Below are 25,297 nucleotides of genomic sequence, written 5' to 3'. Positions count from 1 at the left end.
GATGCAAACCTACTTTAAATCGGGAATTAACTCTTGCACAGTGTACGACAAAATTTAAATACCTTATTATTTATACTGCGTGAATTTTCGTGTCTCTTTGCCAAAAAAACCAGAAAACAGTTTGAAACGGCAGTTGTCATACACCTCTCTATCAAAATAAATTAGTATCAGAAACTAAAAATTCTATCTTTGCAGTCCGTTTTTCAAAAATCCTGAATGTATTGTTCCCTCAAAAGGAGTTCATTTATAGGCTTTGATCAACTTTTAATAAACCGTAATTTATTGAAAGTACATGAAATTATCTCAATTCAGATTTGACCTCCCACAGTCCCTGATTGCCCAAACACCCTCAAAGAACCGTGATGAATCACGGCTAATGATCATAGAACGCAAGACGGGGAAAATCAAGCACAAGACCTTCAAAGAAATCCTGACCATTTTTGGCGAAAAGGATTGCCTTGTCTTGAATAACACAAAAGTTTTTCCTGCCCGGCTTTATGGAAGGAAAGAAAAAACAGGTGCAAAGATTGAAGTATTCCTGCTCAGGGAATTGAATCACCAAATGCGTTTGTGGGATGTGCTCGTTGATCCTGCCAGAAAAATACGCGTAGGTAATAAACTCTATTTTGGAACCGACGGGATGTTGGTAGCTGAAGTAGTGGACAATACTACCTCACGTGGCAGAACGATCCGTTTTCTTTTTGATGGTACGGATGATGAATTGAAAGAAACACTGTATTCTTTGGGAGAGACACCGATTCCGAAGTATATTAAACGTAAGCCGGATGCCATGGATAAAGAACGGTATCAAACTGTTTTTGCCAGGCATGAAGGAGCAGTTGCTGCACCCACTGCAGGTCTTCATTTCAGCCGCGAATTATTAAAACGGCTGGAGATAAAAGGAGTGGACATTGCAGAGGTTACTTTACACACCGGGTTAGGAACTTTCCGCCAGATTGAAGTAGAAGATCTCAGCAAACACAAGATGGATGCAGAGTATTTTAAGATTGATGATCCTACCTGTAAGATTGTAAACCGTGCAATCGACAACAAAGCCAAAGTTTGTTCCATTGGCACTACTACTATGCGTGCGATTGAATCTGCCGTTTCTGCACATAAATATATTAAACCGGTGGAAGGATGGACCAATCTTTTTATTCATCCACCGTATGAATTCAGCATTGCCAATTGCATGATCTCTAATTTTCACATGCCGAAAACCAGCTTGCTGATTATGGTTTGTGCCTTTGGAGGATATGATCTGATTATGGATGCCTACAAAGTTGCACTGAAAGAAAAATATCGTTTCTCAACCTATGGCGATGCAATGCTGATTATCTGAAAATTGATCGGTCTGAATCAAAAAGTCAGGAAATTACAATTGACAATTGTGCGCTGCTCTGTAATCAGTCCATTGGATTTTTGACCTTCCCTATTAAAAAAGAATAATTTTAATGAACTGATGATTTATTAGTTGTTTTTATTACGACCTTTAATTGATTCCTCCCCATTCATCGTTAAATCATCCGCACTTGACTACTAAGAAGTACGTGATCATTGCTGCAGCCGGATACGGTTCACGGATGGAGTCAAATATCCCGAAGCAGTTTATGTTGCTGGCAGGTATTCCGGTAATCGTACATACTATACTTTCCTTTTTAAAAATTTGGACAGATGCTGAGTTTATTGTGGTACTGCCAGATGATGAACTTGTACGCTGGGAAAAAATTCGTAAAAAATTTCTACGGAAAAATAAGATTCAATCTGTCTCAGGTGGCGCGACCAGGTTTCACTCGGTTAAAAACGGGCTGAAGCAGGTAAAAGAAACCGGCATGGTTGCGGTACACGATGCCTGCCGTCCGTTTGTAAACGAATCGTTGCTCTCCAGGTGCCTTGAAACGGTTGCAGAAAAAGGCAATGCGGTTCCGGTGGTGGATATTAAAGACTCCATTCGTGAAGTGTTGAAAGATGGTTCACGCCATCGTAACAGGTCGCGCTTTAAATCAGTACAGACTCCCCAGTGTTTTGAAACAAGGATATTGAAAAATGCTTATCGCCAGACCTTCTCGGAAACATTTACAGACGATGCATCAGTGGTGGAAGCAGATGGTGTTAAGATTCATATCATTGAAGGTGATTCGCGAAATTTTAAAATCACCACGCCTTTTGATTTGATACTTGCTGAAAACATTATTTTGCAGGGTAAACATACAGTACATTCAAATTACAATGTCTGACATCGGCGATCAAATGATTCGCTCATTGTTTTAAGCATGTTTCTTAACCTCTGTAAATTATTGCCTGAATGAAAATCAGTGGTTTCACTTTTATCAGAAATGGCATAAAGCTTACCTATCCATTTATTGAATCCATCCAATCCATTCTTCCTGTTTGTGATGAAATGATTGTGGTGGCTGGTAAAAGTGATGATGGAACAAAGGAAGCGCTGTTGAAGCTCAATGATTCCAAAATAAAAATTATTGATACGGTCTGGGACGACAATTTACGTACAGGAGGAAAAATTCTCGCCCAGCAAACAGATATCGGGCTGAATGCTATCAGTGGTGATTGGGGCTTTTATCTTCAGGGTGACGAAGTGGTGCATGAAAAGGAGCTGCCGGTTATTGTTTCAACTGCTGAAAAATTTCTTAATGACCCACTTACAGATGGGTTGTTATTCAATTACTACCACTTCTACGGTAACTATCATTATATCTCGAAACCAAAGACACGCGGCACCTATCCGCACGAGGTAAGGATGGTAAAAAAAAATCCTTTGATACGTTCTTTCCGCGATGCGCAGGGCTTTAGAAAATTTCCTTCCGCCAGCAGCATGGAGAGATCGGTTACTCCCAATAAAATAAAGGTCCGGCAGGTTGATGCTCATATTTTCCACTATGGAAAAGTGCGCGGACCGAAAAACGAGCTCGAACGCTCAAAAGATTTTCACAAGCTGTGGCATGATGATGAATGGGTGCGGCAATTTGCTGCAAATCGTGAGGTGTTTGATTATCAACCGGATTATCCGTTGATCTCATTCAGAGGTTCCCACCCCTTGGTAATGAAAGACAGAATAAGAAAACTGGATTGGGATTATAAGTACGATGAAAGAGCTGTTCGCATTCCGTTGCGGCACCAATTCATGAATTTTCTGGAGCAAAGCACAGGGCTTCGTCCATTCGATTTTAAAAATTATATCCTTCTTAAATAAGAAAATTAATTTAAGTAAAGGCTATCGCACAAAGCGGCCTTGCTAATATTCATCTTCGTTGAAAAAGAAATCGTCGTGGGTTGGATAATCCGGCCAGATATCATCAATGCCTTCAAATAATTCACCTTCATCTTCCAATTCCTGTAGGTTTTCGATTACTTCAATCGGTGCACCCGAACGAATTGCATAATCAATCAACTCATCTTTTGTTGCGGGCCACGGCGCGTCTTCCAGGTATGATGCCAACTCAAGCGTCCAGTACATAATCGAATAAGGGGGTCAAATTTCCCGCAAAAATAGTCGAATAATCAAGAAAGCAAAATATTTTGACCGGTATATGGCGGAAATAGTTAGCAACTCCGCAAACCCTTTACAGGCGCGGCTTCCAGGGCACCTCTTCAACACCTTCATTTGCTGAAATTTTCCTGGCGAGTACAAAAAGATAATCTGACAATCTGTTGATGTATTTAATAATGAGTGGTTCCACCACATCAGTTTCATCAAGGTGTGTTACCAATCGTTCCGTTCTTCTGCAAACACAGCGTGCAACATGACAAGCAGAATTCGCAACATGACCTCCCGGAAGCAGGAATGATCTCATTTCAGGAAGTGATTCATTCATATAATCCATCTCCTTTTCTAAAAGCTCCACATCCCTTTCATGAAGATCAGGCACCTTCATACGTGATGAAGCAGGATCACTCGCCAATTGAGATCCGATAGTAAACAACCGGTCCTGTATTTCTTTCAATACCACTTTTGCTCTTTCCTCTGTGGCAAGATCACGTATCCATCCGATCCAGGAGTTGAGTTCATCAACTGTGCCATAGGCTTCAATGCGGATATGATGCTTGGGAACCCTTGTACCGCCTATCAATTGAGTGGTTCCTGTATCTCCTTTCCTTGTATATATTTTCATGACAGCAAAAAATTATTAAGGCTGATTTAATTTCTATGTTCACAAAAATAGAGATACATGTTATCATTTCAGGATGAATTTTACATTGTTTTCGTTGCGGCAGCTTCCACACAAATATTCGTTTCGCATGAAAAAATTCAACGCAGAAAAATTCGTCCGCATTAATAAAAAATACGCAGCATTTTTGTCTGTTGAAATATGAAGTCATTCTCATTGTGATTCGCATTTCTGAACAACATCATCCCCATTCAATAACACACAAAAACTTTATCATGAACAAAAGATTGCTGACCGCTGGAGCTTTATCAGGCGCAATAGCCGTAGCACTGGGTGCCTTTGGCGCTCACAGCTTGAAAAACACTTTGAATGAAGATGCATTAAGGGTTTTTCATACCGGCGTTGAATACCAGTTCTATCATACACTTGCTTTGCTTGTTGCAGGCATAATGGCCGCAAAAAACACCTCGCGTTATATCAACCGGGCAGGAATATTTTTTATTACAGGCATCATCTTATTTTCAGGCTCACTCTATTGCATGTCTATGTTTCCTGCAATGTCATTCATTGGAATCATTACACCAATAGGTGGTTTGTGCTTTATTACCGGCTGGCTACTACTCGGCTATTCAATACGGAAAACTGATAATAGGGATTGATCAAAAAAAAACTTCCCGCAAATAATGCGGGAAGTTCAATTCATTTTCAGATTTATTACACTGCTTTTTTTTAAGCAACCCTTTTATTTTTCCTCTTCTTTTTCTTCAGGCTGATTGTCCTCATCCTCTTTAATCTGGTCAGGATCAAATCCCGGATCACCCTGCTCATAAATCAATTCCTTACCAGGAATAGTACCAATGATTTTAAATTCTGTACGACGGTTAAGCTGACGACCTTCAGGATTATCCTTACCGTCAGGCAAAGTATTGGGTGCAATCTGATTTGATTCACCATATCCTTTTGCTTGCAGACGTTCAGCAGGAATTCCTTTCTGCACAAGATAATCCACTACAGATTGGGCACGTGACTGAGACAAGCGCATGTTGTATTTATCATCGCCCTTACTATCGGTGTTAGCGCCAATTTCCACAATGATCGCTGGATTGAGCATCAACAAATTTGCAACAGTATCCAACGGTGGGAATGACTCAGGACGCAATGTGGCTTTGTCAAAATCGTAGAAAATATTTTTTACACGAATAGGTTCATTGGGGATTTTCCGAATGTATACATCTACCCTTGCAGTATCGTTGTCGTTTTTTGTTGTTACAGAAAAAGTGGCCGATCCTGTAAAATAGCCTTCCTTCGTTGCTTTTAATGAATAGACATTTTGTGGTTTGGTGTTCCAGAAGTAAAGTGTGTCCTTCTTCGAAATACTCTGACCAATCTGCTTGTCAGATTTATCAAGAAAAATAATTTTTGCGCCGGGGATCACTTGTCTGGTATCCTGATCATATACATTACCGCGTACTGCATAGAATACTTTTTTAGGATATTCAACCCTCCAGATATCATCGCAGCAGGTTTCACTCTTTACTGAAATTGTTCCAGGACGGTTAGATACCAGGTAGCCTGTATATCCATTATCATCCATCACGTAGTACATATCATCTACACTTGAATTAATCGGATAGCCAATGTTAACTGCAGTTTCCCATTTCTTTTGATTACCACGTGTCTTGAAAATATCATAACCGCCCAATCCAATTTGCCCATCCGAGCTGAAATACAAAGTGCCTGTTTTGGAATCATAGAACGGTGTGGCTTCGTTAGCTGCGGTGTTAACTTTACGACCAACGCTTTGCGGATTGGCGTACTTGCCGTTTTTATCAATGGTAGAAAACCAAATGTCCTGGCCGCCTTCGCCATTTGTTCTGTCAGATACCCAATACAAGATGTCGCCCAATTTGGATGTTCCCATATTAGGTTGTGTATTCGTAGATCCCGGGAAGTTGATCTTATCGTCCATTTTCTGCGGATCGGTCCATTTTCCATTCTTTAATTCACTCAAATAAATGGCGCAAACCATTTTCATGGAATCGGCCAGCATATCGCATCGGGTGAAGTAAAATCTTTTCTTATCAGGAGAAAAGCAACCGTTACCGGTATGTGAATTCTCAGAATTGAAAGGCGCGCCTGTGTAAACAGTTGCCTTTTGAAAATTTTCTCCGCTTTTTTTCGATTCATAAAACTCTGCATACGCATTGTTCTTTTTGATTTCATCCACCATAATAATTGTATCCGATTTCAAGGAAGCAAACAAAAGTGCGGTATCACCAAGGGGTATCGGTCCGAATTCAGTATAAGGTGCGTTCACATTCGCACCGATATGTGTAACTTTTACAGTATCGGGTGTTTGCATTTTCAGCACAGCAAGATCACAACCCTTGGCCTGATTTTTTGCAAATTTTTTCAGGTTCTGAGAGTTAACTCCTTTATATGATTTCTCAAATGTATTGAACACCGTTTTTGCTTCCGCATATTTACCATTCGCCTTTAACGACAGACCATAATAGTAAGGCGCCATCGGATACAATGGATCATTGGCATCCACTAATTCTTTGTACCATTTTTCAGCCTCTTTAAAATCGCGCAGTTTAAATTCGCAATCCGCAATCTGTGAGAGTACATATGCATTTCCTGCCTGTTTCTCATTTACCGCCTGATAATACTGGGCTGCATTAAAAAAACTACCAATACTGTATAGATAGTCACCCATCTTCAGGCTCTTTTTAAAACTAAGTTTCTGAATGGGAATCTCCTGCGAATCCTGTGAAAAGGCAGTTCCGATATTGAGCAGAAAGGCGAGCAACAACGTTATTCTAAAATATTTCATCTCCATGGTTTTTAAAATCTGTTTGAACCGACTACTGAAAGTTTCTTATTGAAAACATCCTGAAGCTGCAATCGAATTGGCTTTGATGAGCGATTTATTAAGTCAGGAAAAATTCTTAATACCTCGGGCAGAACATGATTGGTTTATCAAGCACAAATCCTCCAAGGCAACCGGTGTAACTCAGCGAGAGTTCAAAACCACCGTTGTTATTACTTACTGCATTTAATGCTGAGGTATTTACATCGTAGCTGAATCCTAACCGCACTTTTTTGAATTCTAATCCTGCCACAGCAATGATCGCATCACCCAGACGGTCATACCCGCCAATGAACAATGCTACATCTGGATTGATATTGTATTCCAAAGAGAGACCAAGATTAATTTCCTGGGCTTTCGATTGGCTCATGTACAATACCTGCGGAATGATATCGAGTTTGTCTGTTACACCAATGCGTACTCCACCATGACCGACTATGCGCATTCCCAACTTGTTATCGCTGTTAAGAAACGATTCTTTGGGTGGAATAAGATGAAAGAAAGAACCTCCAAGGAAAACACCTGAATTTTTTCCGAAATCATAGGTCAGATAAACACCTGCGTTCAAATCAAAATAACCGAATTTATCAACGTAGTTTTCATTGCTTGATAACGTATTATTAAAAACCTGTCCGTCAAACTGATTTTCAAAAGTGAGCTTTGAAAAATCAACTTTCTTCTGAACGTATCCGGGCTGTACGCCAATGGAAAGATTTAATTTACGACTGGCATTCAAAGGACGCTGATACGCAATAGAGCCGGCAATGGTAAGATTTGACAAGTCGCCTGCTCCGGCTTTATCATTCAACACAAGTGCACCCAGCGAAAGTGTGCCTGTTTTAACAATGCGTTGAAGTACATTATTAATATCAAACGAGATAGATGGTGTTGTATACGGATCATCGCTCACGCTGCTCCACTGGCTGCGATACATAATTCCTACTCTGTAATTACATGAGTTCACACCTGTTAAAGCGGGATTAAGTGTAAGTGGAGAAGAATAGAATTGAGAGTAGTGAATGTCCTGAGCCATGCCGGCCATCACAGAAAATATCAGTGTAACAAGAAGTGTAATTTTTTTCATCAGCATAAGTTGTTTGTTCGGTAATAAAACGAAGATGCAAAGAAACCTACACGATTACAAATTATTTACGAATTCAGCAGTTAAATAAAATTTGTAATCAAGCCGGTAACCTCTTCATTTCAAATGGAAGTGTTTATTATGAAATTAATTCAGTGTTGTTTTTAATCGAATAAATTGCTGTTCACTCTTACTTTCATCCCTTTTTATTAAGATGAATATTTTTTAAAAAAAGTTAACGTAACAACAAGAAGTTACCGTGCTTAACAAATGATTGTCCGTTTCCGTCTTTTCCTTCCACCACGTAAACATAAGCGCCAACTTCCGCATCCTTGCCACCTTTCACTTCTCCATGCCAACCTTCGTTAAGATCGGAAGTAACAAAAACCAGTTTGCCCCACCTGTCTATTATTTTATAACTATCGAGCGTAACATTTCCACGCCAGATGATCTTCATTTCGTCATTTAGTCCGTCGCCATTGGGAGTAAACGCATTTGGCATTTCCAATAATGTTTCTGTAGTTACTTCAACACGTGTGGAGCCTGTAAACAAACAGCCATCAGCAGAAGTAATCACCACATAGTAAGTAGTGGAAGTATCAGGTGTCACAAGCGGATTATAAACAGTGCCGTCTGAAATCTTAAACTCAGGTTTCCACGAATAAGAAGCGCCGGTACCTGCATGCGCAAACAGTTGCGCACTTTCACCCTCAAAAATGGTAACAGGTTCGTTGACTATAACAAGAGGATCAGGATAAACTTCTACTAAAATCTGTACAGTGTCTTTGCATTGATAAACATTCGTAACTACCAAAGTATAAGTGGTAGTAACCATTGGATTGCAAAGTGGCGCAGCCGTTTCATCATAATCGAGATAAGTGGGAGGACTCCATTTGTAAAAATCTCCACCCTTCGACCATAGTTGAACAGGCTTACCAGGACAAACTATTGTATCTGATCCTGCTGATGCAATCAAATTGGGCACTACATTGATGAGTACTGTATCATTATCATGACACAATGGATTTGAACCAATGGCTGTAACAATGTAATTAGTGGTGATAGCGGGAAATGCATCAGGATTTGCTACAGTTGGATCACTCAATCCAATAGCAGGACTCCAGAAGTAAGATGTTCCACCTGTTGCCAACAGGGAAGTAGTATCTCCAAGACATAAATTCTCATCCGTACCGGCAAAAGGATCTACAAGTGTCACCTGTACAGAAACTGTATCGTAATTGGTGCAATTACCGAGCGTAACCGCAACAACATACGCCGTTGAAAAATCGGGGAACCCCATTGGATCCGGACATGTGGTACAAGTAACCATTGTGGATGGTTGCCACTCGTAAGAATAGAATGAACTGTAAGTAACATTTAACTGCAATGAATCATGTTCACAAATAGTAGTATCATTTGAAACTACAAACGGGAAATCATCAAGAATATTTACAATAAAACTGTCAGTAATAAGTCCGCTGCAAGGTTCAACTGTATAGATAATAATGGTTTCCACACCTTCCGTTACACCATCCGCATTTGCGTCAATAAAAATGGATTGTGAAGTATCACCGGGATAAAATGCAATGGTATCTGCTATGGTTGTATAATCGACACCATTTGTTGCAGTACCGCCAATGATAAAGGGAAAGTAAATCGTGTCATTCGTAAAATTATCGAGATTGATATTAATAACACTTCCTTGACACCCTTCTACAACAGAAAGTGTGGAGTCAAACGGATTTACATAATTATAAACCGGATCAGGTGCGAAGCTGACATCATATGGTTGCAAAAAATTTGCCTGTATAAAAACGCCCGAATCATACCATGTATCACCAGCGTCGGCAATAGCCAATGTTAAGTGATAGGTTTGCCCGGGAATTACGGCACTCTTTGCCTCAAGGGGGGTAGTCAACCCATCATATTGTATGGTGGTACCGCCTACGAATGTCGGGCAACCATAACTTGAATTGCAAATTGAATTAGCAGGATCGTTGCATTTATAATAAGGAGAATTTCCCTGGCAATTCACGTTGCTGATCGTTACCGGGAAACTGGTACCGGGAACTTTGGCCATGTTCACCATGCCGGGTATTCCGGGTCCACTTATCCAGAGTGCGAACACGTCGTTGAACGATGTGCCTACCCATTCCGCATATTCTTCAGATGCAAAAACATACTTGAACCGTAAAGTGTCGGTATTTACAGTAACATCAAAATCAAGTACAGCCGCATTGTAAGTTGGTTGGCCTGATAATGTTGTAAGAGGAGGATAACCGGGACATCCATTGTCAGAAGTCTGATTAGGGAGATTATTAGGACCTACCGCAAGATTCGCATTTCCTGAAGAGATCAGTACCCCACTGTCAATTCCGAGATTCGTATTTACCGCATTAAAGAAACCCGCTGAAGTACCACAACTGTTAAATACAATATTGGACGCAGCGCTGCTGCATCCCAGTATATTATCTACTATTTGTTGAGCAGTAACCGGAGTGGTAATCACCAATTGAGCGTTCACAAAATTCGGGAGATTAATAAACAGTAAAAAAAGACAACAATAAGACAACCCTTTGCCGCGCCCGCCGGTGAGGAATTTAATTTTACGCATGTAAAGTTGTTTCATAACTAAAACCTGGTCTTACAATTATTTAAAAAGCCCTCCAGAAAATCTTCTCACCACATTCGTTGAAATTACGCATTTTACTCAAAAAATGAAACTTCTGTGACATCAATTCTTCCTTACCTCAATAGGGTTACGCTACCATGCTTTTGAATGGTTAATCCTTTTATGTCAGTACCATCAACAGAATAAACATATACGCCTACTTCCTGTGGTTCATTTTTAAGTTTGCCATCCCATCCTTTTGCTAGATCAGTAGTTTCAAAAACCAATTCACCCCAACGGTTAAAAATGTAAAAATGCTTCAGGTTGAATACGCCACGAGCCAGTACATGTAACACGTCATTAGTTCCATCATTATTGGGTGAGAATCCTGAAGCTACTTCTACCAGTGCATCATATTTTACTGCCACCGTTACAGAATCTATCAGAATACATCCGTCCGCAGTTGTGATGGTTACGGTATAAGTGGTTGTTTCAGTTGGCGTGGCAATGGGGTCAGCAGTGTTAGTGGAACTCAGTCCGGTGGAAGGCGACCATTGGTAGTTTGTTCCTCCGGTAACAATGATAGGATAGCTGTTTCCAAGATATATCAAGGTATCATCGCTTATCGTGATGTCTGGAATATCATAGGTGGTGTACAAAACTTTTCCTGTATCAACGCAACCAAAATTATCAGTAACCAACACAATATATTCAGTTGTAAAATCAACCGTTGCAGTAGTGGAAGCACTATCCGGGTTACTCACTCCATTTACCGGAAACCATGAATAACTGATGCCGCCGGAAGCAAATAGATTTACCATATCACCAGGACAAACAGTGAATCCGGGAGATACAGTAACATCCGGCAAGGGATGCACGATTACAGTAATTGTATCTGTAGTTGAAAAACAACCGTTTACTCCCGTTACATAATAAGTGGTGGTTACTGAAGGTGTGGCAGTTGGATTAGGAACAGTTGTGCTGCTTAAACCTGTAGCAGGTGTCCAGGTATAAAAAGTGGCATTAGTTGCATTGAGTTGAACAGATTGACCAAAGCACAATTCCATATCACCACCGGCCTGAACAGGTGTCGGATTATCAACAGTGATGGTTACGGTATCAGATGCGATGCAGGTGCCAATGGTAATGAATACAATGTAGGAAGTAGTACCAATGGGAGTTGCCACCGGATTCTGACAGGTAGTACAACTTAGCCCGATGGTGGGTCCCCAGTTGTAAGAATCCGCATCGTTCACTGATAGAGTAACACTCTGACCAGCACAAATGGTAGTATCATCGTTGGCTACAGCATTGATGTTATCTACAATATAAATGGTCGCGCTATCATACGCAATCGGAGAGCAGCTCAGGAATAATGAAAGCTTAATTGATTCGGCACCTTCAGCAATGGCATCAGCTATCGGATGAACTCCTAATGAAACATTGGTAGCACCCGGCAAAACCATTATACTATCAGGAATGGGAGAATAATCTGTTCCTTCGATGGCACTGCCAGTGATAGTATAATGAATGAATGTTGTATCAGTCAAAGGATTAGAAAGAACAAATGCGAAAGAACCATCAAGGCAACCTTCCACCACAGCCGGGAGATTAGAAACAGGATCGATGTAAGCAGAAACCGGATCAATTGAAATGCCCGCGGCTACCAGGCTTCCTGCTTCAATAAATACACCTGAATCCAAAATACCATCTGATGCATCAGCAATGGCAAGTTTCAGATGATATGTTTCGCAAGGTTGCACCACCGCTATGGCTGTTAAAACCACTGTTAAACCATCATATTCGATACTGGTTTCACCTGGATCTGTAGGGCAATTATAGGAATCATCACATTGGTATGGGCTATTGGAAGGGTCGTTACAAATATAATAAGGTGAACCGTTCAGACAGTTTACGGTAGATATTGATACAGGATCTGAAGTGCCCGGAAGCAACGCAATATTTTGAGGCACCGCAATCCCGGGACCGCTGATGAAAAAAGCAAATATATCATTGATAGAACCCACATATTCAGTGTATTCATCCGACGCAAAAACATATTTAAACTTTAATGTGTCACCCGTTGCTTTAACATCAAATTCCAACACACACGCATCATGGGTTGTTTGCCCTGCCAGCGCTTCGAGGTCAGGATCACCGTTTGCAAAAAAATCTGTAGTGATGCCGGAAGATAAATTAGGACCGACAGCATTCGTAATGTTGCCACAGGCCAGGATGATGCCTGAATCCATTCCAAGACTCGCATCTGTGGCATCAAACGAACCCCAGGCGCCGTTAGGACAATTCAGTGTGACATTCGAGATAACGACTCCACTTCCAACAAGGCTTTCGGCCAATTCTTCAGGTGTTCCAACTGTCCCAACTATCAATTGTGAATACAACTGCTGTGACGAAAAAAAACATAGGGATATAGAGCAAAAAAGACGAGTAAGAATTTTCATTTTTTTAGTATGATGGTCAAAATTAACCCGAAGGTATAAGATACCTCTTAGATAAACAAACAAAGCGTTTTAGCCATTAACATATATGAAATTACGCTACCGTATTCATGAAATAAAACCGGTTGAAAGATGAATCATATATTAAGTTTTTCACGCGCCCACTGATACGACACCATGATTTCAGGAGAAATACGAAAAACTATCAGTGACACACAAATGCCAATAGTGATAACCGCAGTTTCATAAAAACTATTGAACCATGTATTGGATGTTGAAGGCATCAGATAATACACGACAAAACCTGATGCGAGTAATAGACATGCTTTTAAGGTATTGGTACTGAAAGGCTGCATTTGATATTTATAATAAAGGAAAAGCATACGGATCAAATTGTATAGAATTAAAGATAATGCAGTTGCCATTGCAGAACCTGCAATTCCCCAAATTGGAATCAGCAACAAATTTGCAACCGTGGAAGCCACAATCAAAATCAGATAGGTGGTCATTGTTACTTTTGAATGTTTCGACAACATCAGTATCTCACCATTTACACCTGTAGCAAGGTCAATTAATTTACCCAACCCCACAATCATGATGATTGGTTTGGCCTGTTGGTAATTTTCCGGCAGGAAACTTAGCAACAGATCAATATTGATCCATATTAACAGGAAAATAAAACCACCAATAATCAATTGATTCAACGAAGTCTGTGTATATAACTCCTGTAACTTTCCCATGTCCTTACGTTTCCATGCATCTGTAATTATTGGCAAAGCAACCTGGTTCATCGCCCTACCGGGAATTTGTATCATAGTGCCGATAAAAAATGCGATGGTATAAATGGCAATGCTCTTTAAACCGATAAGAGAACCAATCATGATCTGGTCAATATTTGAAGTATAATACGAGGCAATTACCGCTACAAACATAAACATCGAATAGCGGATAATTTCACGCACTGAAATCAATCCTTTGAAATCTATTTTAGAAAAAATAAAAAGCTGTTTCAGATAAGAAGTATAAACAAGGATGGCAATCAGATGTATTAAATAACTGCCGATAAAAAGCAAAAAGAAACCATCAAAATCCACGATCTTAAAATAGAGTAATACGATCGCGCAGGTTTGCAGCACTCTCAATACTACCTCCTTTATTAATATCGCAACTACGTTTTTGTACAATGCCCTCATGTACATGAAAAACAATTCATACACCATCAGAAAGAAGGAAAGCGGAAATACATAGTAATAGTAATCGAGAAAAAGAGGCGATTTACTGATGAATAGACCGGTGAACTCTTTTTTAAACAACAACAGCAGGATGGTTAAAACTAAAAAGCCGGCCATACAGATAAGCAACAAGAAACTGAGAAAACCGTGATGTCTTAACTTTTTATCTTCCAGATATGGAAAAAAACGGAGAATAGACAAGGTGGTACCGAACAAAGCAAACTGAGAAAAAATAACGCCCACAGAAATAATCAACCTTGTAAGGCCAACCTGATCCTGTGTTAGAAAATTAGGAAACAGCAGCGCCATATTCACATAACCAATCAACACTCCGATATAAGAGATAACCGATGCCTGAACGCTTTGACGCTTTACAATACCCATTATTTAATTAATGCGTTAAAGATAGTTTCTAACCGCCATTTTCATCCCGGGAGTCTTCATCGGGCTGAACAATAAAAATTATAAGTGACTATTATTCTCCGTGTATTTCTATGCCCCGTGGCAAATGCGTGCCGCGAAAAAATCAGTAACCGTATTTCTCTTTCCATCTGTATCTCAGAAAATCACGCAGTTCATTCTCGCGTGCATTTTTTCCCGGTTCATAAAATTTGGCGCCGCTTATTTTATCCGGAAGAAATTCAAGTGGAACAAAATTATCATCGTAAGAATGTGCGTATTGATATTCCTTCCCGTAATTTAATTCTTTCATAAGCCTGGTGGGCGCATTGCGAAGATGCAGTGGAACAGGTAAATCTCCCTGTTGCTTTGCTACAGTCAACGCCTCTTCAATGGCTGTATAGGATGCATTGCTTTTGGGAGAAGTTGCCAGGTAAATTACAGTTTGAGAAAGAATGATCCGGCATTCAGGATAACCTATTACTTCCACTGCCTGGAAACAACTATTGGCCAACACCAATGCAGTGGGGTTTGCATTCCCGATGTCTTCAGCGGCCAGTATCAACATTCTGCGTGCAATAAACTTTGGATCTTCTCCTCCTTCAATCATTCTGGCCAGCCAATAAACTGCTGCATTCGGATCACTGCCGCGCATTGACTTGATGAAAGCGGAAATTATATCATAATGCTGCTCACCGGATTTATCATACAAGGCAATTTTTTTCTGCGCTATTGAAGTTACCATCGCGTCCGTCAGCTCTATTTCTTCTTCATTCATCGAATCAACAACCAGTTCAAATAAATTCAACAACTTTCGCGCATCACCACCGCTCAATCGAAACAACGCTTCTTGCTCCCGAACGATTATTTTTTTATTTCGCAGTTGCTCATCCTCCCGCATAGCACGATCAATCAGTTCGGTTAAATGTTGCTTATTAAGCTCCGTCAACACATACACCTGGCAACGCGACAACAACGGTGAAATGACCTCAAAAGATGGATTCTCTGTAGTTGCTCCAATTAGCGTAATGATTCCTTTCTCCACGGCGCCAAGCAATGAATCCTGTTGTGATTTGTTAAAACGGTGTATCTCATCAATAAATAAAATCGCTTTTCCCGCCTTCTTTGCTGTATCAATTACCTCACGTACATCCTTTACTCCGGCGCTTATTGCGCTTAAAGTAAAAAAAGGCAACCCTGCTGCCGAAGCGATAATATGTGCTAATGTAGTTTTTCCTACGCCCGGCGGACCCCAGAAAATCATAGATGGAATCTGCTTTTTTGCAACCAGGTTACGCAAAACACCTTTCGCTCCTACCAGGTGCTCCTGTCCGATAAAATCATTTAATGACTTTGGACGCATGCGTTCTGCCAATGGAATATTTTTGTTCATGTGATGGATTGAGTAATAAATAAATAAATGAAAGAAGGAAGTAAACTAACTGGATACAGTTGAGTTTATTTTCATCAGCCAATTTCAAAACGGTATTCTATTTTTGCCACGAAGTTAATCGAGGGTGTACAAACTATTTTTAAAACCGCTGTTCTTTCTTTTATCTCCTGAAAACGCGCATCAATTCGTTGTCTGGTTACTGGAAACTATTATCAGGATTCCCGGTGGTGAATGGCTCATAAGAAAAATCTGTTGTGTTGAAAATCCTGCACTGAATAAAAATATTTTTAACCTGCACTTCATAAATCCGGTAGGGTTAGCCGCTGGTTTTGATAAAGATGCGAAGCACATCCGTGCGATGAGTGCCTTGGGATTTGGAAGTATTGAAGTAGGCACTGTAACACCACTTCCCCAGCCTGGTAACGACCGTCCACGCGCATTTCGTTTACCAAAAGATGAAGCACTTATTAACAGGATGGGATTTAATAACGAGGGAGTGGATGTAATGGTAGCGCGTTTAAAATCCACAAACCGTAAGAATGTAATTGTTGGTGGCAACATCGGAAAAAACAAGTCTACGCCGAATGAAAAGGCGATCAGCGATTATGAAATCTGTTTTGAAAAGTTATTTGATTACGTTGACTACTTTGTAATTAATGTAAGTTCTCCCAACACGCCCGGATTACGATCATTACAGGACAAAGAACCACTTACCGCCTTGCTTACCAGAATACAGGAGTTAAATCATCGGCACGAAAAGCCGAAACCTGTATTTTTAAAGATTGCACCTGATCTCTCATTTTCTCAGTTGGATGAAGTAATTGAAATTGTAATTCAAACCAAACTGTCGGGCATTATTGCAACCAATACAACTATTTCCCGTGAAGGCCTGAAGACTAATATGGCAGCAATTGAAAAATGCGGTGCCGGCGGATTGAGTGGAAAACCTTTGACACAGCGTTCCACTGAAATTATTAAATACCTCAAATCAAAATCACAGGATAAATTTTCAATTATTGGTGTGGGTGGCATTCATTCTTATCAGGAAGCGCTGGAAAAATTAAATGCCGGAGCATCCATCGTGCAGTTATATACAGGATTGATTTATGAAGGTCCTTCATTGATAAAAGCAATCAACAGGCAAGTTATTCTTGCTGAGAAAGCGAAAAAATTAAACCATGATTTCTAGGTTAAAAAAAGGTATTTTTCTACTGCCACTCTAACTACTTCGTAGCAAGTGGTGATTACTCATGTTCCCTTTTCATTTTTCAATGAAAATACATATTGAATAATATTGGCACCCATCTGCAGCGCTTTCTCTCTCACATCCCTGGGATCATTGTGAACATCATCCCATCCATCACCTAAATCACATTCAAAGTTATAGAAACATATAAGCCGTCCTTCAAAGATCAATCCGTAGCCCCGCGGTGTTTTATTATCATGTTCATGAATTTTAGGTAAGCCATTCGGGAATTCAAATTTCTCATGATAAACAGGATGAGAAAATGGTAACTCAACAAAGTCCAACTCTGGGAAAACCTTTTTCATTGCAATCCTTGCATACGGATCAATACCATAGTCATCATTAATAAACAAAAAACCACCGCCTGCCAGATAGGTTCTCAGGTTACCAGCTTCCTGATTATCAAGTGTGAAATTGCCGTGCCCCGTCATATAAACAAACGGATAATTAAAAATATCAGGACTGCCAGGTTCTACAACCGCATGCTCCAGGTCGAAATTGGTACCCAGGTTATCGTTACAGAATTTTGCAAGGTTCTTCAGTGAATTCACATCATTGTACCAATCGCCCCCACCCTTATATTTCATCAATGCGATCTTTAGCGTGGGTGCCCGCATAAATGCAGTAAGCACAAAGCTCAAAATCAGGAACACGAATAGTTTTTTCACGGATTTAATTTTAATCATTGCGTTTAACGCTTTTTTAACTGCCCGACGTATAAACATTTTTATTCTTGAAAGAACAGGCAAGCTAATTACTTAAGAGTTGAATTGTATGTATGGCAACAATTCCTGCGGTTTCAGTTCTTAATCTTGCATTACCTAAACTCAATGCCTGAAACCCCTTTTCTTCAGCAAGCCTGATTTCTTCCATCGTAAAATCTCCTTCTGGTCCAATTAACAACAACACTTTTTTCTTCGGTTGAAAAATTTGTTTTAGCAATGGTAATCCTTTCTGCTGACAATGGAAGATCGCTTTGAAATTCTCCTGATCGTCAGTATAAATGCTTGCATTATTACTGAGGAAGTCAGCAAATTTAATCGGTTGATGCAATACCGGAAGCCAACATCTTAAGGATTGCTTCATTGCAGCAACAAGCAATTTATTGAGCCGGTCCGATTTGATTTGACTGCGCTCCGATCGCTGACAAACAATGGGGGTAATTTCATCAATCCCGATTTCGGTCGCTTTCTCCAACATCCATTCAAAACGATCCATATTTTTAGTCGGTGCAATGGCAAGGTGCACGTGCGTATTGCTTCCCGGAACTGTTTCTATCACTTCCACAACCTCCAGCACACATGCTCTCCTATTCTCATTGATTACAGATGCTGTAAGTTTCTTTCCTCTTCCATCCGTCACTTCCAGCAGATCGCCTGCATGATGACGCATGACCTGAATACAATGATGCGATTCTTCTTCTCCAAGAAAGATCTGTTCATTTTCAATTTTGCTTGCCAGATACAATTCCATGTCAAATCAGTTCCTCCTCATTAAAAAGGGGCTTTCGCCCCTTTCCACTTTTTTCGTATAAAAAGGTTTTAGGCGCTCACCGACACTTTTGGTGCCGCAGCCAATGTTTCTTCATGAGCTGTGGCTGCAAACTTTTCAAAATTTTTGACAAACTGAAGCGCCAGCGAATTTGCCTTTTCATCGTAGCTGTTTTTATCTGCCCATGTATTCCTGGGATTTAATATCTCCGAGGGCACGTTTGGACAACTTTTAGGATAAGCAACTCCAAAAACAGGATGTACGTCAAACGCTACTTTTTCAAGGTCGCCCTTTAGCGCTTCGGTAATCATAGTCCTGGTATAAGATAGTTTCATACGATTTCCGGTACCATAACCACCACCCGTCCAACCGGTATTTACCAGCCAGACATTGGCTCCGTATTTCTTCATTTTTTCTGCAAGCATTCCTGCATACGTGTTAGGGTTCAATGGCAGGAAAGGAGCACCAAAGCAGGTAGAAAATGTTGTTTTCGGTTCCGTAATTCCCGCCTCTGTTCCGGCAACCTTTGCAGTGTATCCGGATAAGAACCAATACATAGCCTGACCCGGATTAAGTTTTGAAATGGGCGGCAAAATTCCATAAGCATCACAGGTAAGGAAAAAGATATTTTTAGGAATGCCACCAACAGAAGGATGCACAGCATTTTCAATAAAATCTATCGGATAGGAAACACGCGTATTTTCAGTAACTGAAATATCATCGTAATTAACTTTGTTCGAATTGGGGAAGTACCTGACATTTTCTAGCAATGCGCCGCGTTTAATGGCTCCGAAAATCTCCGGTTCTTTTTCCTCGGTCAGGTTTACACATTTAGCGTAGCAACCTCCTTCAAAATTAAAGATGCCATCATCACTCCATCCATGTTCATCGTCACCAATCAATCCTCGATCAGGATCAGCACTTAAAGTTGTTTTACCTGTTCCAGACAAGCCAAAAAAGACAGCAGTGTCACCTTCTTCGCCAATGTTGGCCGAGCAGTGCATGGCAAGCACGCCACTTTCAAGAGGCAGCACATAATTCAGCACTGTAAAGATGCCTTTCTTGATTTCGCCTGTGTAAGCTGTTCCGCCTATGATGATGATTTTTTTAGTAAAATTCAGAATGGCAAAATTACCCTGGCGGGTGCCATCAACTGCAGGATCGGCCTGAAAGGAAGGAGCATGAATAATTACCCAATCAGGTGACAGCGTTTTTATCTCTTCCATGGATGGACGCAGGAACATATTTCCGGCAAACAAAGCTGCCCACGGCACTTCCGTAATGAGCCTTACATTCAACCGGTACTTCGGATCCGCGCAGGCGCTGGCATCTTTTACATACACTTCTTTATCCGCCAGATAACTCACAAGCTTATCATACAACGGTTGGAATTTCTTTTCATCAAAGGGAATATTGACATCACCCCAATAAACAGTATCCTTTGTTTTAGAATCTTCTACAAAATATTTGTCCTTGGGTGCCCTTCCTGTAAATGCTCCTGTATCAACTGCTAACGCACCTGTATCTGTTAAAGTCCCTAACCCCAGCGACACTGATTGATCAATCAGTTCATCCTGACTCAGGTTCCAATAGACTTTCGAAACCCCTTTTAATCCGTAAAGCGATAGATCAGCCGATGGATTTTTAGTTCCTGTTTCAATCATAGTTTATTTTTTTGGTGAAAATGGAGGCTGGCAAATATAGTATAATTTGCCTTTTTGGAAGCTGATTTTTGATTAAAAATGGGGTGAATACAGGGCGTGCCTTTTCAGGCAAATTAAAAGCGGTCCAAATCTGATTTTCGAACAATAAGCATTAAACGACAGGAAGAAATAGTGCATGCAAAGTTCACATGGCAACGGCACTTTAAAGAATATTTTGACAGGGCGTCAATTATTCCGCAAAAAACATATCTTTGCCCTCTCTTAAAAATAGCCGGTCATGGATGCGATTAAATTTTTTCACCAGGAGGTGACTCAAAAGAAGGATTATCCATCTTTTAAAGCGGGTGATAACGTAACTGTTAACTATAAAATTCTTGAAGGTACCAAAGAACGAATTCAAGCTTATCGTGGTGAGGTAATTCAACGCAAAGGACATGGCGCTACGCAGACGTTTACCGTTCGGAAAATTTCTAACGGAATTGGCGTAGAACGCGTTTTTCCATTGTTTTCGCCAAGTATTGATAGTATTGAAATTAATAAACATGGTAAAGTCCGCCGCGCCCGTATTTACTACATCCGCGACCTGAAAGGCAAAAAAGCCCGTATCAAAGAAAAACGTATGCCTACCGCTGCTGCAGCTTCTACTGTTACAGAAAACGCATAGTCTCAAAAATACTTTTACAGCCCGTTGTCCTTCGACAACGGGTTTTTTATTATAAACATGCAGGATATTATCCTTTGAGTTCCCGCAAATACAGTTGAATAGTATTTTCAAGGCCAAGATAAATTGCATCACAAATCAATGCATGACCGATGGAGACCTCTTTTAGTGCAGGGATATTTTCCTTAAAAAAACGAAGATTGAAAAGATTGAGATCATGACCGGCATTTATTTCAAGACCGATGGAATCAGCATATTTTGCTGCAGGAATATAGTTTTCAATCGCTTTCCATTTATCCTGATGAAAAAGTTCTGCATAAGGTCCTGTATAAAACTCAATGCGATCCGCTCCTGTCATTTTAGCTCCTTCAATGAATTGCTCAATAGGATCAATGAAAAGCGAAACCCGAATCCCTGCAGTCTGCAAATCCAGGATTCGCTCCCGTAAAAAGGATTTATTTTTTAAGGTGTCCCACCCCTGATTACTCGTAATTACCTCAGGTGAGTCGGGTACCAATGTGGCCTGTGCGGGCTTCACTCTCAATACCAACTCCATAAAACGGCTGTCAGGATATCCTTCAATATTGAATTCCGTTGTAACTACTTTTTTCAATTCCAAAACATCCTGATAACGAATGTGCCGCTCATCAGGACGCGGATGCACCGTAATTCCTTCTGCACCAAAACGTTCACAATCAAGAGCCGCCTTAACGATGTCGGGCAGGTTATTTCCTCTGGCATTCCGCAAGGTTGCGAACTTGTTAATATTTACACTTAACCGGACCATCGCGTGTTAATTAATTGATGAATAAAAAAGGAGTTTCATAATGAAACTCCTCTTGATTTAAAGCGCTGACTACGTTTAATAATTATTAATAGCGGTAATATTCCGGCTTAAATGGTCCATCCTTAGGAATTCCCAGGTAGGAAGCCTGTTCAGTTGTAAGCTCATCCAGTTCAACACCAATTTTTGCCAAGTGCAACATGGCGACCTTTTCGTCGAGGTGCTTAGGGAGCGTATAAACTTTATGCTCATACTGATCGGTACGCAACCACAACTCAATCTGCGCAAGAACCTGGTTGGAGAAAGAAGTGGACATCACAAATGAAGGATGACCCATTGCAACTCCAAGATTGACTAACCGGCCTTCCGCTAAAATGATGATGTCTTTTCCGTCAATGGTATATTTATCAACCTGTGGTTTAATTACATCCTTGGTATGACCATAATTATCATTTAACCAGGCCATATCAAGTTCCACATCAAAGTGACCGATGTTACAAACGATGGTTTTATCTTTCATCAACCGGAAATGTTCTTCCCGGATTACTCCATGACAACCGGAGGCAGTTACAACAATATCCGCTTCTTTAACTGCATCAATCATCTTCTTTACCTCATATCCTTCCATAGCGGCCTGCAAGGCGCAAATGGGATCAATCTCTGTTACAATTACACGGGCATTAGCTCCACGAAGTGATTCTGCCGAACCCTTACCCACATCACCAAATCCGGCAACTACTGCCACCTTTCCTGCCAGCATAATATCGGTTCCTCTTCTGATAGCATCCACCAAAGATTCGCGGCAACCGTATTTATTATCAAATTTAGATTTGGTTACAGAGTCATTAACATTGATAGCAGGCATTGGAAGCGTTCCTTTAGCCATCCTTTCATATAGACGATGAACGCCGGTGGTGGTCTCTTCTGAAAGTCCGCGTATATGAGAGATGAGCTCAGGATAAACATCAAATACCATATTGGTTAAATCTCCGCCATCATCAAGAATCATATTTAATGGCCGTGAAGGATCGCCAAAGAATAAGGTTTGCTCGATGCACCAGTTAAAATCAGGCTCATTCATGCCTTTCCATGCGAAAACAGGAATACCTGCCGCCGCAATAGCAGCAGCAGCGTGATCCTGTGTTGAGAAAATATTGCAGGATGACCAGCGTACTTCTGCTCCTAATGCAGTAAGTGTTTCTATTAACACAGCAGTTTGAATGGTCATATGGAGGCAACCTGCTATGCGCGCACCTTTCAAAGGTTTTTGCGCACCAAACTCTTCGCGAATGGCCATTAAACCGGGCATTTCTGCCTCGGCAAGTGTAATTTCTTTACGTCCCCATTCAGCGAGCGAGATATCTTTTACTTTGTAGGGAAGCGTTAATTCTAATGTGCTTTTAGTCATTGGTAGGAATAATTTTGTGTAAAAACGTTCGCAAAATTACAAAAGACAACTGTAAATGTTCATGTATCCTGAAAAGATTCAGACTTTTCTGCTTCAGTACACTAATCTACTAATGTCTTTACTTACTATATACTGAACAAACCCGATGAAGAACTGAACTTTTTAGTGAGTTGCATCATTTTAACCTCGTTTAATTTACTTTTGCACCAAAATCAACAACATTATGTACCCAGAAGAAATGGTTATGCCGATGGCAAGAGAACTCACCAACGAAGGATTTACAGAGTTAAAGACTGCGGCAGAAACTGAAGCTGCTTTGAAGAATAATTCCGGCACCATGTTACTGGTGGTAAATTCTGTTTGTGGCTGTGCTGCAGGCAGCGCCCGTCCCGGAATTATTGAGTCATTGCAAGGCGCCAAAAAGCCTGATCATCTTTTTACTGTTTTTGCAGGTGTAGATCAGGAAGCAACCAAAACGGCCCGTGAATTTTTACTGCCTTATCCTCCTTCTTCTCCCGCTATTGCTTTGTTTAAAGACAATCAATTGGTACATATGGTTGAACGACATCAGATTGAAGGTCGACCTGCTCAAATAATTGCCAAGCACCTGGAGCAGGTGTTTGATCATTTTTGCTAAGTAGAAATTGCTTGAATAAATGATTATTCCTTTTTGATCAATTCAAAGCCGGTTCGAAATGAATCGGCTTTTTTGTTTTTAACGTGTACACGGCAAAATTCAAGTTCCAATAATTTCTGGTGCCTTTATGTGTAGCAATGGAACTGATTTCTGAAATTATTGCGACCAGGCACGAAATCACAAAAATTTGTAAGCAAGTCCTTTCAAATATGCAATAAGAAGTTCTTCTGTTTTTAATCATCTTTGATCATGGATGAAACGTGGTTTGTGCTTGTAAATCCTGCCGCAGGAGGCTTTAAGGCCGAAAAAAAATGGCCGGCCATTTCATTGATGTTGCAAAAAGAAGGCATCGATTTTATATGTCAGTTTTCCAAAAGTGCAGAAGATATTATTTCAACAATTAGTGAAGCTATTCAAAAAGGCTTCAGGAAATTTATTGCAGTAGGTGGTGATGGTACGTTGAATCTTATCATCAATGGTATCTTTTCCCAGCATGAAGTCAGCTCAGACAAGATAACTGTAGCCATCATTCCTATTGGCACCGGCAACGACTGGATCAGGACTCACCGGATTTCTAAGTCCGCCGGTAAAGCAATTGCGCTTATCAAAAGCAAAAAGATTTCCTTTCACGATGTTGGAAAGATCAGTCTTTCCGGAAACCAAAATACTTCTGTAAAATATTTCATTAACATGGCAGGTTTTGGCTTCCAGGGTTTGGTGGCTGAACGGATCGAAGGTGTTTCTTCCGGAATCAAGAAAGGTATATTCGCTTTTGTGCTTGGAATATTCGATGCACTTTTCAGATACAACACGACACAGGTTTCAATTACATTAGACGAGGAAGAATTTTCAGGAATGATCTACAACGTTAATGCAGGTATCTGCAAATTTTGTGGTGGTGGTATGATGATGACACCGGACGCGCTAAATGATGATGGTTTATTTGATATTACGATTATAAGAAAAATCAGCAAATCAGAAGTCATCAGGAATGTTCCCGGATTATTCAGCGGAAGATTTATTAATAACAGAAAAGTAAGTCAGCACCGCACCAAAAAGATGCGGATCACTTCAATTCCGTTTATGCCTGCTGAATGTGATGGTGAGGTGTTGGGATATGGCAATGTGACCGCAGAAATTTTACCAAAGGCAATAATTGTAGTTGTGCCATAATCACCATGCTCGAATGCTTACTCCTTAAATCAAGCAGGATTCATTTTCTTACCTGAGTA

21 protein-coding genes are annotated in these 25,297 nt (G+C 40.4%); 8 read left to right on the top strand and 13 right to left on the bottom strand.

Annotated features, from left to right (window positions below):
• Positions 1–292: 292 nt before the first annotated feature.
• The 3 genes from queA (at position 293) to IPO83_11995 (ending at position 3,211) form a co-directional block, all read left to right on the top strand.
• Positions 293–1,342 (top strand): tRNA preQ1(34) S-adenosylmethionine ribosyltransferase-isomerase QueA, encoded by a 1,050-nt coding sequence (queA, locus tag IPO83_12005; GenBank protein ID MBK9731989.1) that lies wholly within the window; start codon positions 293–295, stop codon positions 1,340–1,342.
• Between the two features lie 190 nt (positions 1,343–1,532).
• Entirely contained in the window at positions 1,533–2,237 is a 705-nt protein-coding gene (locus IPO83_12000) for a 2-C-methyl-D-erythritol 4-phosphate cytidylyltransferase (protein MBK9731988.1), read from the top strand.
• A gap of 68 nt (positions 2,238–2,305) precedes the next feature.
• Complete coding sequence (locus IPO83_11995) at positions 2,306–3,211, top strand: glycosyltransferase family 2 protein (protein ID MBK9731987.1); 906 nt, start codon at positions 2,306–2,308, stop codon at positions 3,209–3,211.
• A gap of 42 nt (positions 3,212–3,253) precedes the next feature.
• On the opposite strand, the gene IPO83_11990 is transcribed toward IPO83_11995, so the two are convergent.
• Together IPO83_11990 and IPO83_11985 are read right to left on the bottom strand one after the other, a co-directional pair.
• A complete protein-coding gene (locus tag IPO83_11990; protein ID MBK9731986.1) occupies positions 3,254–3,475 on the bottom strand; it encodes a DUF2795 domain-containing protein in 222 nt (73 codons plus the stop codon).
• A gap of 106 nt (positions 3,476–3,581) precedes the next feature.
• Positions 3,582–4,130, bottom strand: a complete 549-nt coding sequence (locus tag IPO83_11985; GenBank protein MBK9731985.1) for a cob(I)yrinic acid a,c-diamide adenosyltransferase — start codon at positions 4,128–4,130, stop codon at positions 3,582–3,584.
• A gap of 272 nt (positions 4,131–4,402) precedes the next feature.
• On the opposite strand from IPO83_11985, the gene IPO83_11980 reads away from it, so the two are divergent.
• Complete coding sequence (locus IPO83_11980; protein MBK9731984.1) at positions 4,403–4,786, top strand: DUF423 domain-containing protein; 384 nt, start codon at positions 4,403–4,405, stop codon at positions 4,784–4,786.
• Positions 4,787–4,869: 83 nt separating this feature from the next.
• Here the strand turns inward: IPO83_11980 and IPO83_11975 are convergent, their stop codons facing one another.
• The 6 genes from IPO83_11975 to IPO83_11950 all read right to left on the bottom strand — a co-directional run bounded on the left by IPO83_11975 (position 4,870) and on the right by IPO83_11950 (position 16,174).
• The gene (locus IPO83_11975; protein MBK9731983.1) at positions 4,870–6,963 is read right to left on the bottom strand and encodes an OmpA family protein; all 2,094 of its coding nucleotides are present in this window, start codon (positions 6,961–6,963) and stop codon (positions 4,870–4,872) included.
• A gap of 115 nt (positions 6,964–7,078) precedes the next feature.
• Positions 7,079–8,083, bottom strand: a complete 1,005-nt coding sequence (locus tag IPO83_11970) for a PorP/SprF family type IX secretion system membrane protein (GenBank protein ID MBK9731982.1) — start codon at positions 8,081–8,083, stop codon at positions 7,079–7,081.
• Positions 8,084–8,315: 232 nt separating this feature from the next.
• On the bottom strand, positions 8,316–10,694 hold the full coding sequence (locus IPO83_11965; protein MBK9731981.1) for a choice-of-anchor L domain-containing protein: 2,379 nt from the start codon (positions 10,692–10,694) through the stop codon (positions 8,316–8,318).
• A gap of 131 nt (positions 10,695–10,825) precedes the next feature.
• Positions 10,826–13,153 (bottom strand): choice-of-anchor L domain-containing protein, encoded by a 2,328-nt coding sequence (locus IPO83_11960; protein ID MBK9731980.1) that lies wholly within the window; start codon positions 13,151–13,153, stop codon positions 10,826–10,828.
• Between the two features lie 134 nt (positions 13,154–13,287).
• Positions 13,288–14,766 (bottom strand): oligosaccharide flippase family protein, encoded by a 1,479-nt coding sequence (locus tag IPO83_11955; protein MBK9731979.1) that lies wholly within the window; start codon positions 14,764–14,766, stop codon positions 13,288–13,290.
• A 142-nt stretch (positions 14,767–14,908) separates the two neighbouring features.
• Positions 14,909–16,174 (bottom strand): replication-associated recombination protein A, encoded by a 1,266-nt coding sequence (locus IPO83_11950; GenBank protein MBK9731978.1) that lies wholly within the window; start codon positions 16,172–16,174, stop codon positions 14,909–14,911.
• A gap of 124 nt (positions 16,175–16,298) precedes the next feature.
• Between IPO83_11950 and IPO83_11945 the strand changes: the two genes are divergently transcribed.
• On the top strand, positions 16,299–17,363 hold the full coding sequence (locus IPO83_11945; GenBank protein MBK9731977.1) for a quinone-dependent dihydroorotate dehydrogenase: 1,065 nt from the start codon (positions 16,299–16,301) through the stop codon (positions 17,361–17,363).
• Between the two features lie 59 nt (positions 17,364–17,422).
• Here IPO83_11945 and IPO83_11940 read toward each other — a convergent pair whose 3' ends face one another.
• From IPO83_11940 to pckA, 3 genes are all read right to left on the bottom strand, one after another.
• Entirely contained in the window at positions 17,423–18,106 is a 684-nt protein-coding gene (locus IPO83_11940) for a DUF4159 domain-containing protein (GenBank protein MBK9731976.1), read from the bottom strand.
• A 64-nt stretch (positions 18,107–18,170) separates the two neighbouring features.
• Positions 18,171–18,893 (bottom strand): 16S rRNA (uracil(1498)-N(3))-methyltransferase, encoded by a 723-nt coding sequence (locus IPO83_11935; GenBank protein MBK9731975.1) that lies wholly within the window; start codon positions 18,891–18,893, stop codon positions 18,171–18,173.
• Between the two features lie 68 nt (positions 18,894–18,961).
• Positions 18,962–20,575 (bottom strand): phosphoenolpyruvate carboxykinase (ATP), encoded by a 1,614-nt coding sequence (gene pckA, locus IPO83_11930; protein ID MBK9731974.1) that lies wholly within the window; start codon positions 20,573–20,575, stop codon positions 18,962–18,964.
• Positions 20,576–20,852: 277 nt separating this feature from the next.
• Here pckA and rplS point away from each other — a divergent pair, with 277 nt between their 5' ends.
• The gene (rplS, locus tag IPO83_11925) at positions 20,853–21,239 is read left to right on the top strand and encodes a 50S ribosomal protein L19 (GenBank protein MBK9731973.1); all 387 of its coding nucleotides are present in this window, start codon (positions 20,853–20,855) and stop codon (positions 21,237–21,239) included.
• 67 nt (positions 21,240–21,306) lie between these two features.
• On the opposite strand, the gene IPO83_11920 is transcribed toward rplS, so the two are convergent.
• Both IPO83_11920 and IPO83_11915 read right to left on the bottom strand, forming a co-directional pair.
• Positions 21,307–22,023 (bottom strand): pyridoxine 5'-phosphate synthase, encoded by a 717-nt coding sequence (locus IPO83_11920; GenBank protein MBK9731972.1) that lies wholly within the window; start codon positions 22,021–22,023, stop codon positions 21,307–21,309.
• An 85-nt stretch (positions 22,024–22,108) separates the two neighbouring features.
• Positions 22,109–23,428, bottom strand: a complete 1,320-nt coding sequence (locus IPO83_11915) for an adenosylhomocysteinase (GenBank protein MBK9731971.1) — start codon at positions 23,426–23,428, stop codon at positions 22,109–22,111.
• Positions 23,429–23,651: 223 nt separating this feature from the next.
• Here IPO83_11915 and IPO83_11910 point away from each other — a divergent pair, with 223 nt between their 5' ends.
• Both IPO83_11910 and IPO83_11905 read left to right on the top strand, forming a co-directional pair.
• Positions 23,652–24,065: a BrxA/BrxB family bacilliredoxin gene (locus IPO83_11910; GenBank protein MBK9731970.1), complete on the top strand. Its 414-nt coding sequence runs from the start codon at positions 23,652–23,654 to the stop codon at positions 24,063–24,065.
• A gap of 249 nt (positions 24,066–24,314) precedes the next feature.
• Positions 24,315–25,238, top strand: a complete 924-nt coding sequence (locus IPO83_11905) for a diacylglycerol kinase family lipid kinase (protein MBK9731969.1) — start codon at positions 24,315–24,317, stop codon at positions 25,236–25,238.
• Positions 25,239–25,297 lie beyond the last annotated feature (59 nt).

The organism is Chitinophagaceae bacterium (assembly GCA_016717285.1).
Lineage (GTDB): Bacteria > Bacteroidota > Bacteroidia > Chitinophagales > UBA10324 > JACCZZ01.
Note: the sequence above shows the minus strand (reverse complement) of the source record. Positions and strands in the feature narration are given on the sequence as shown.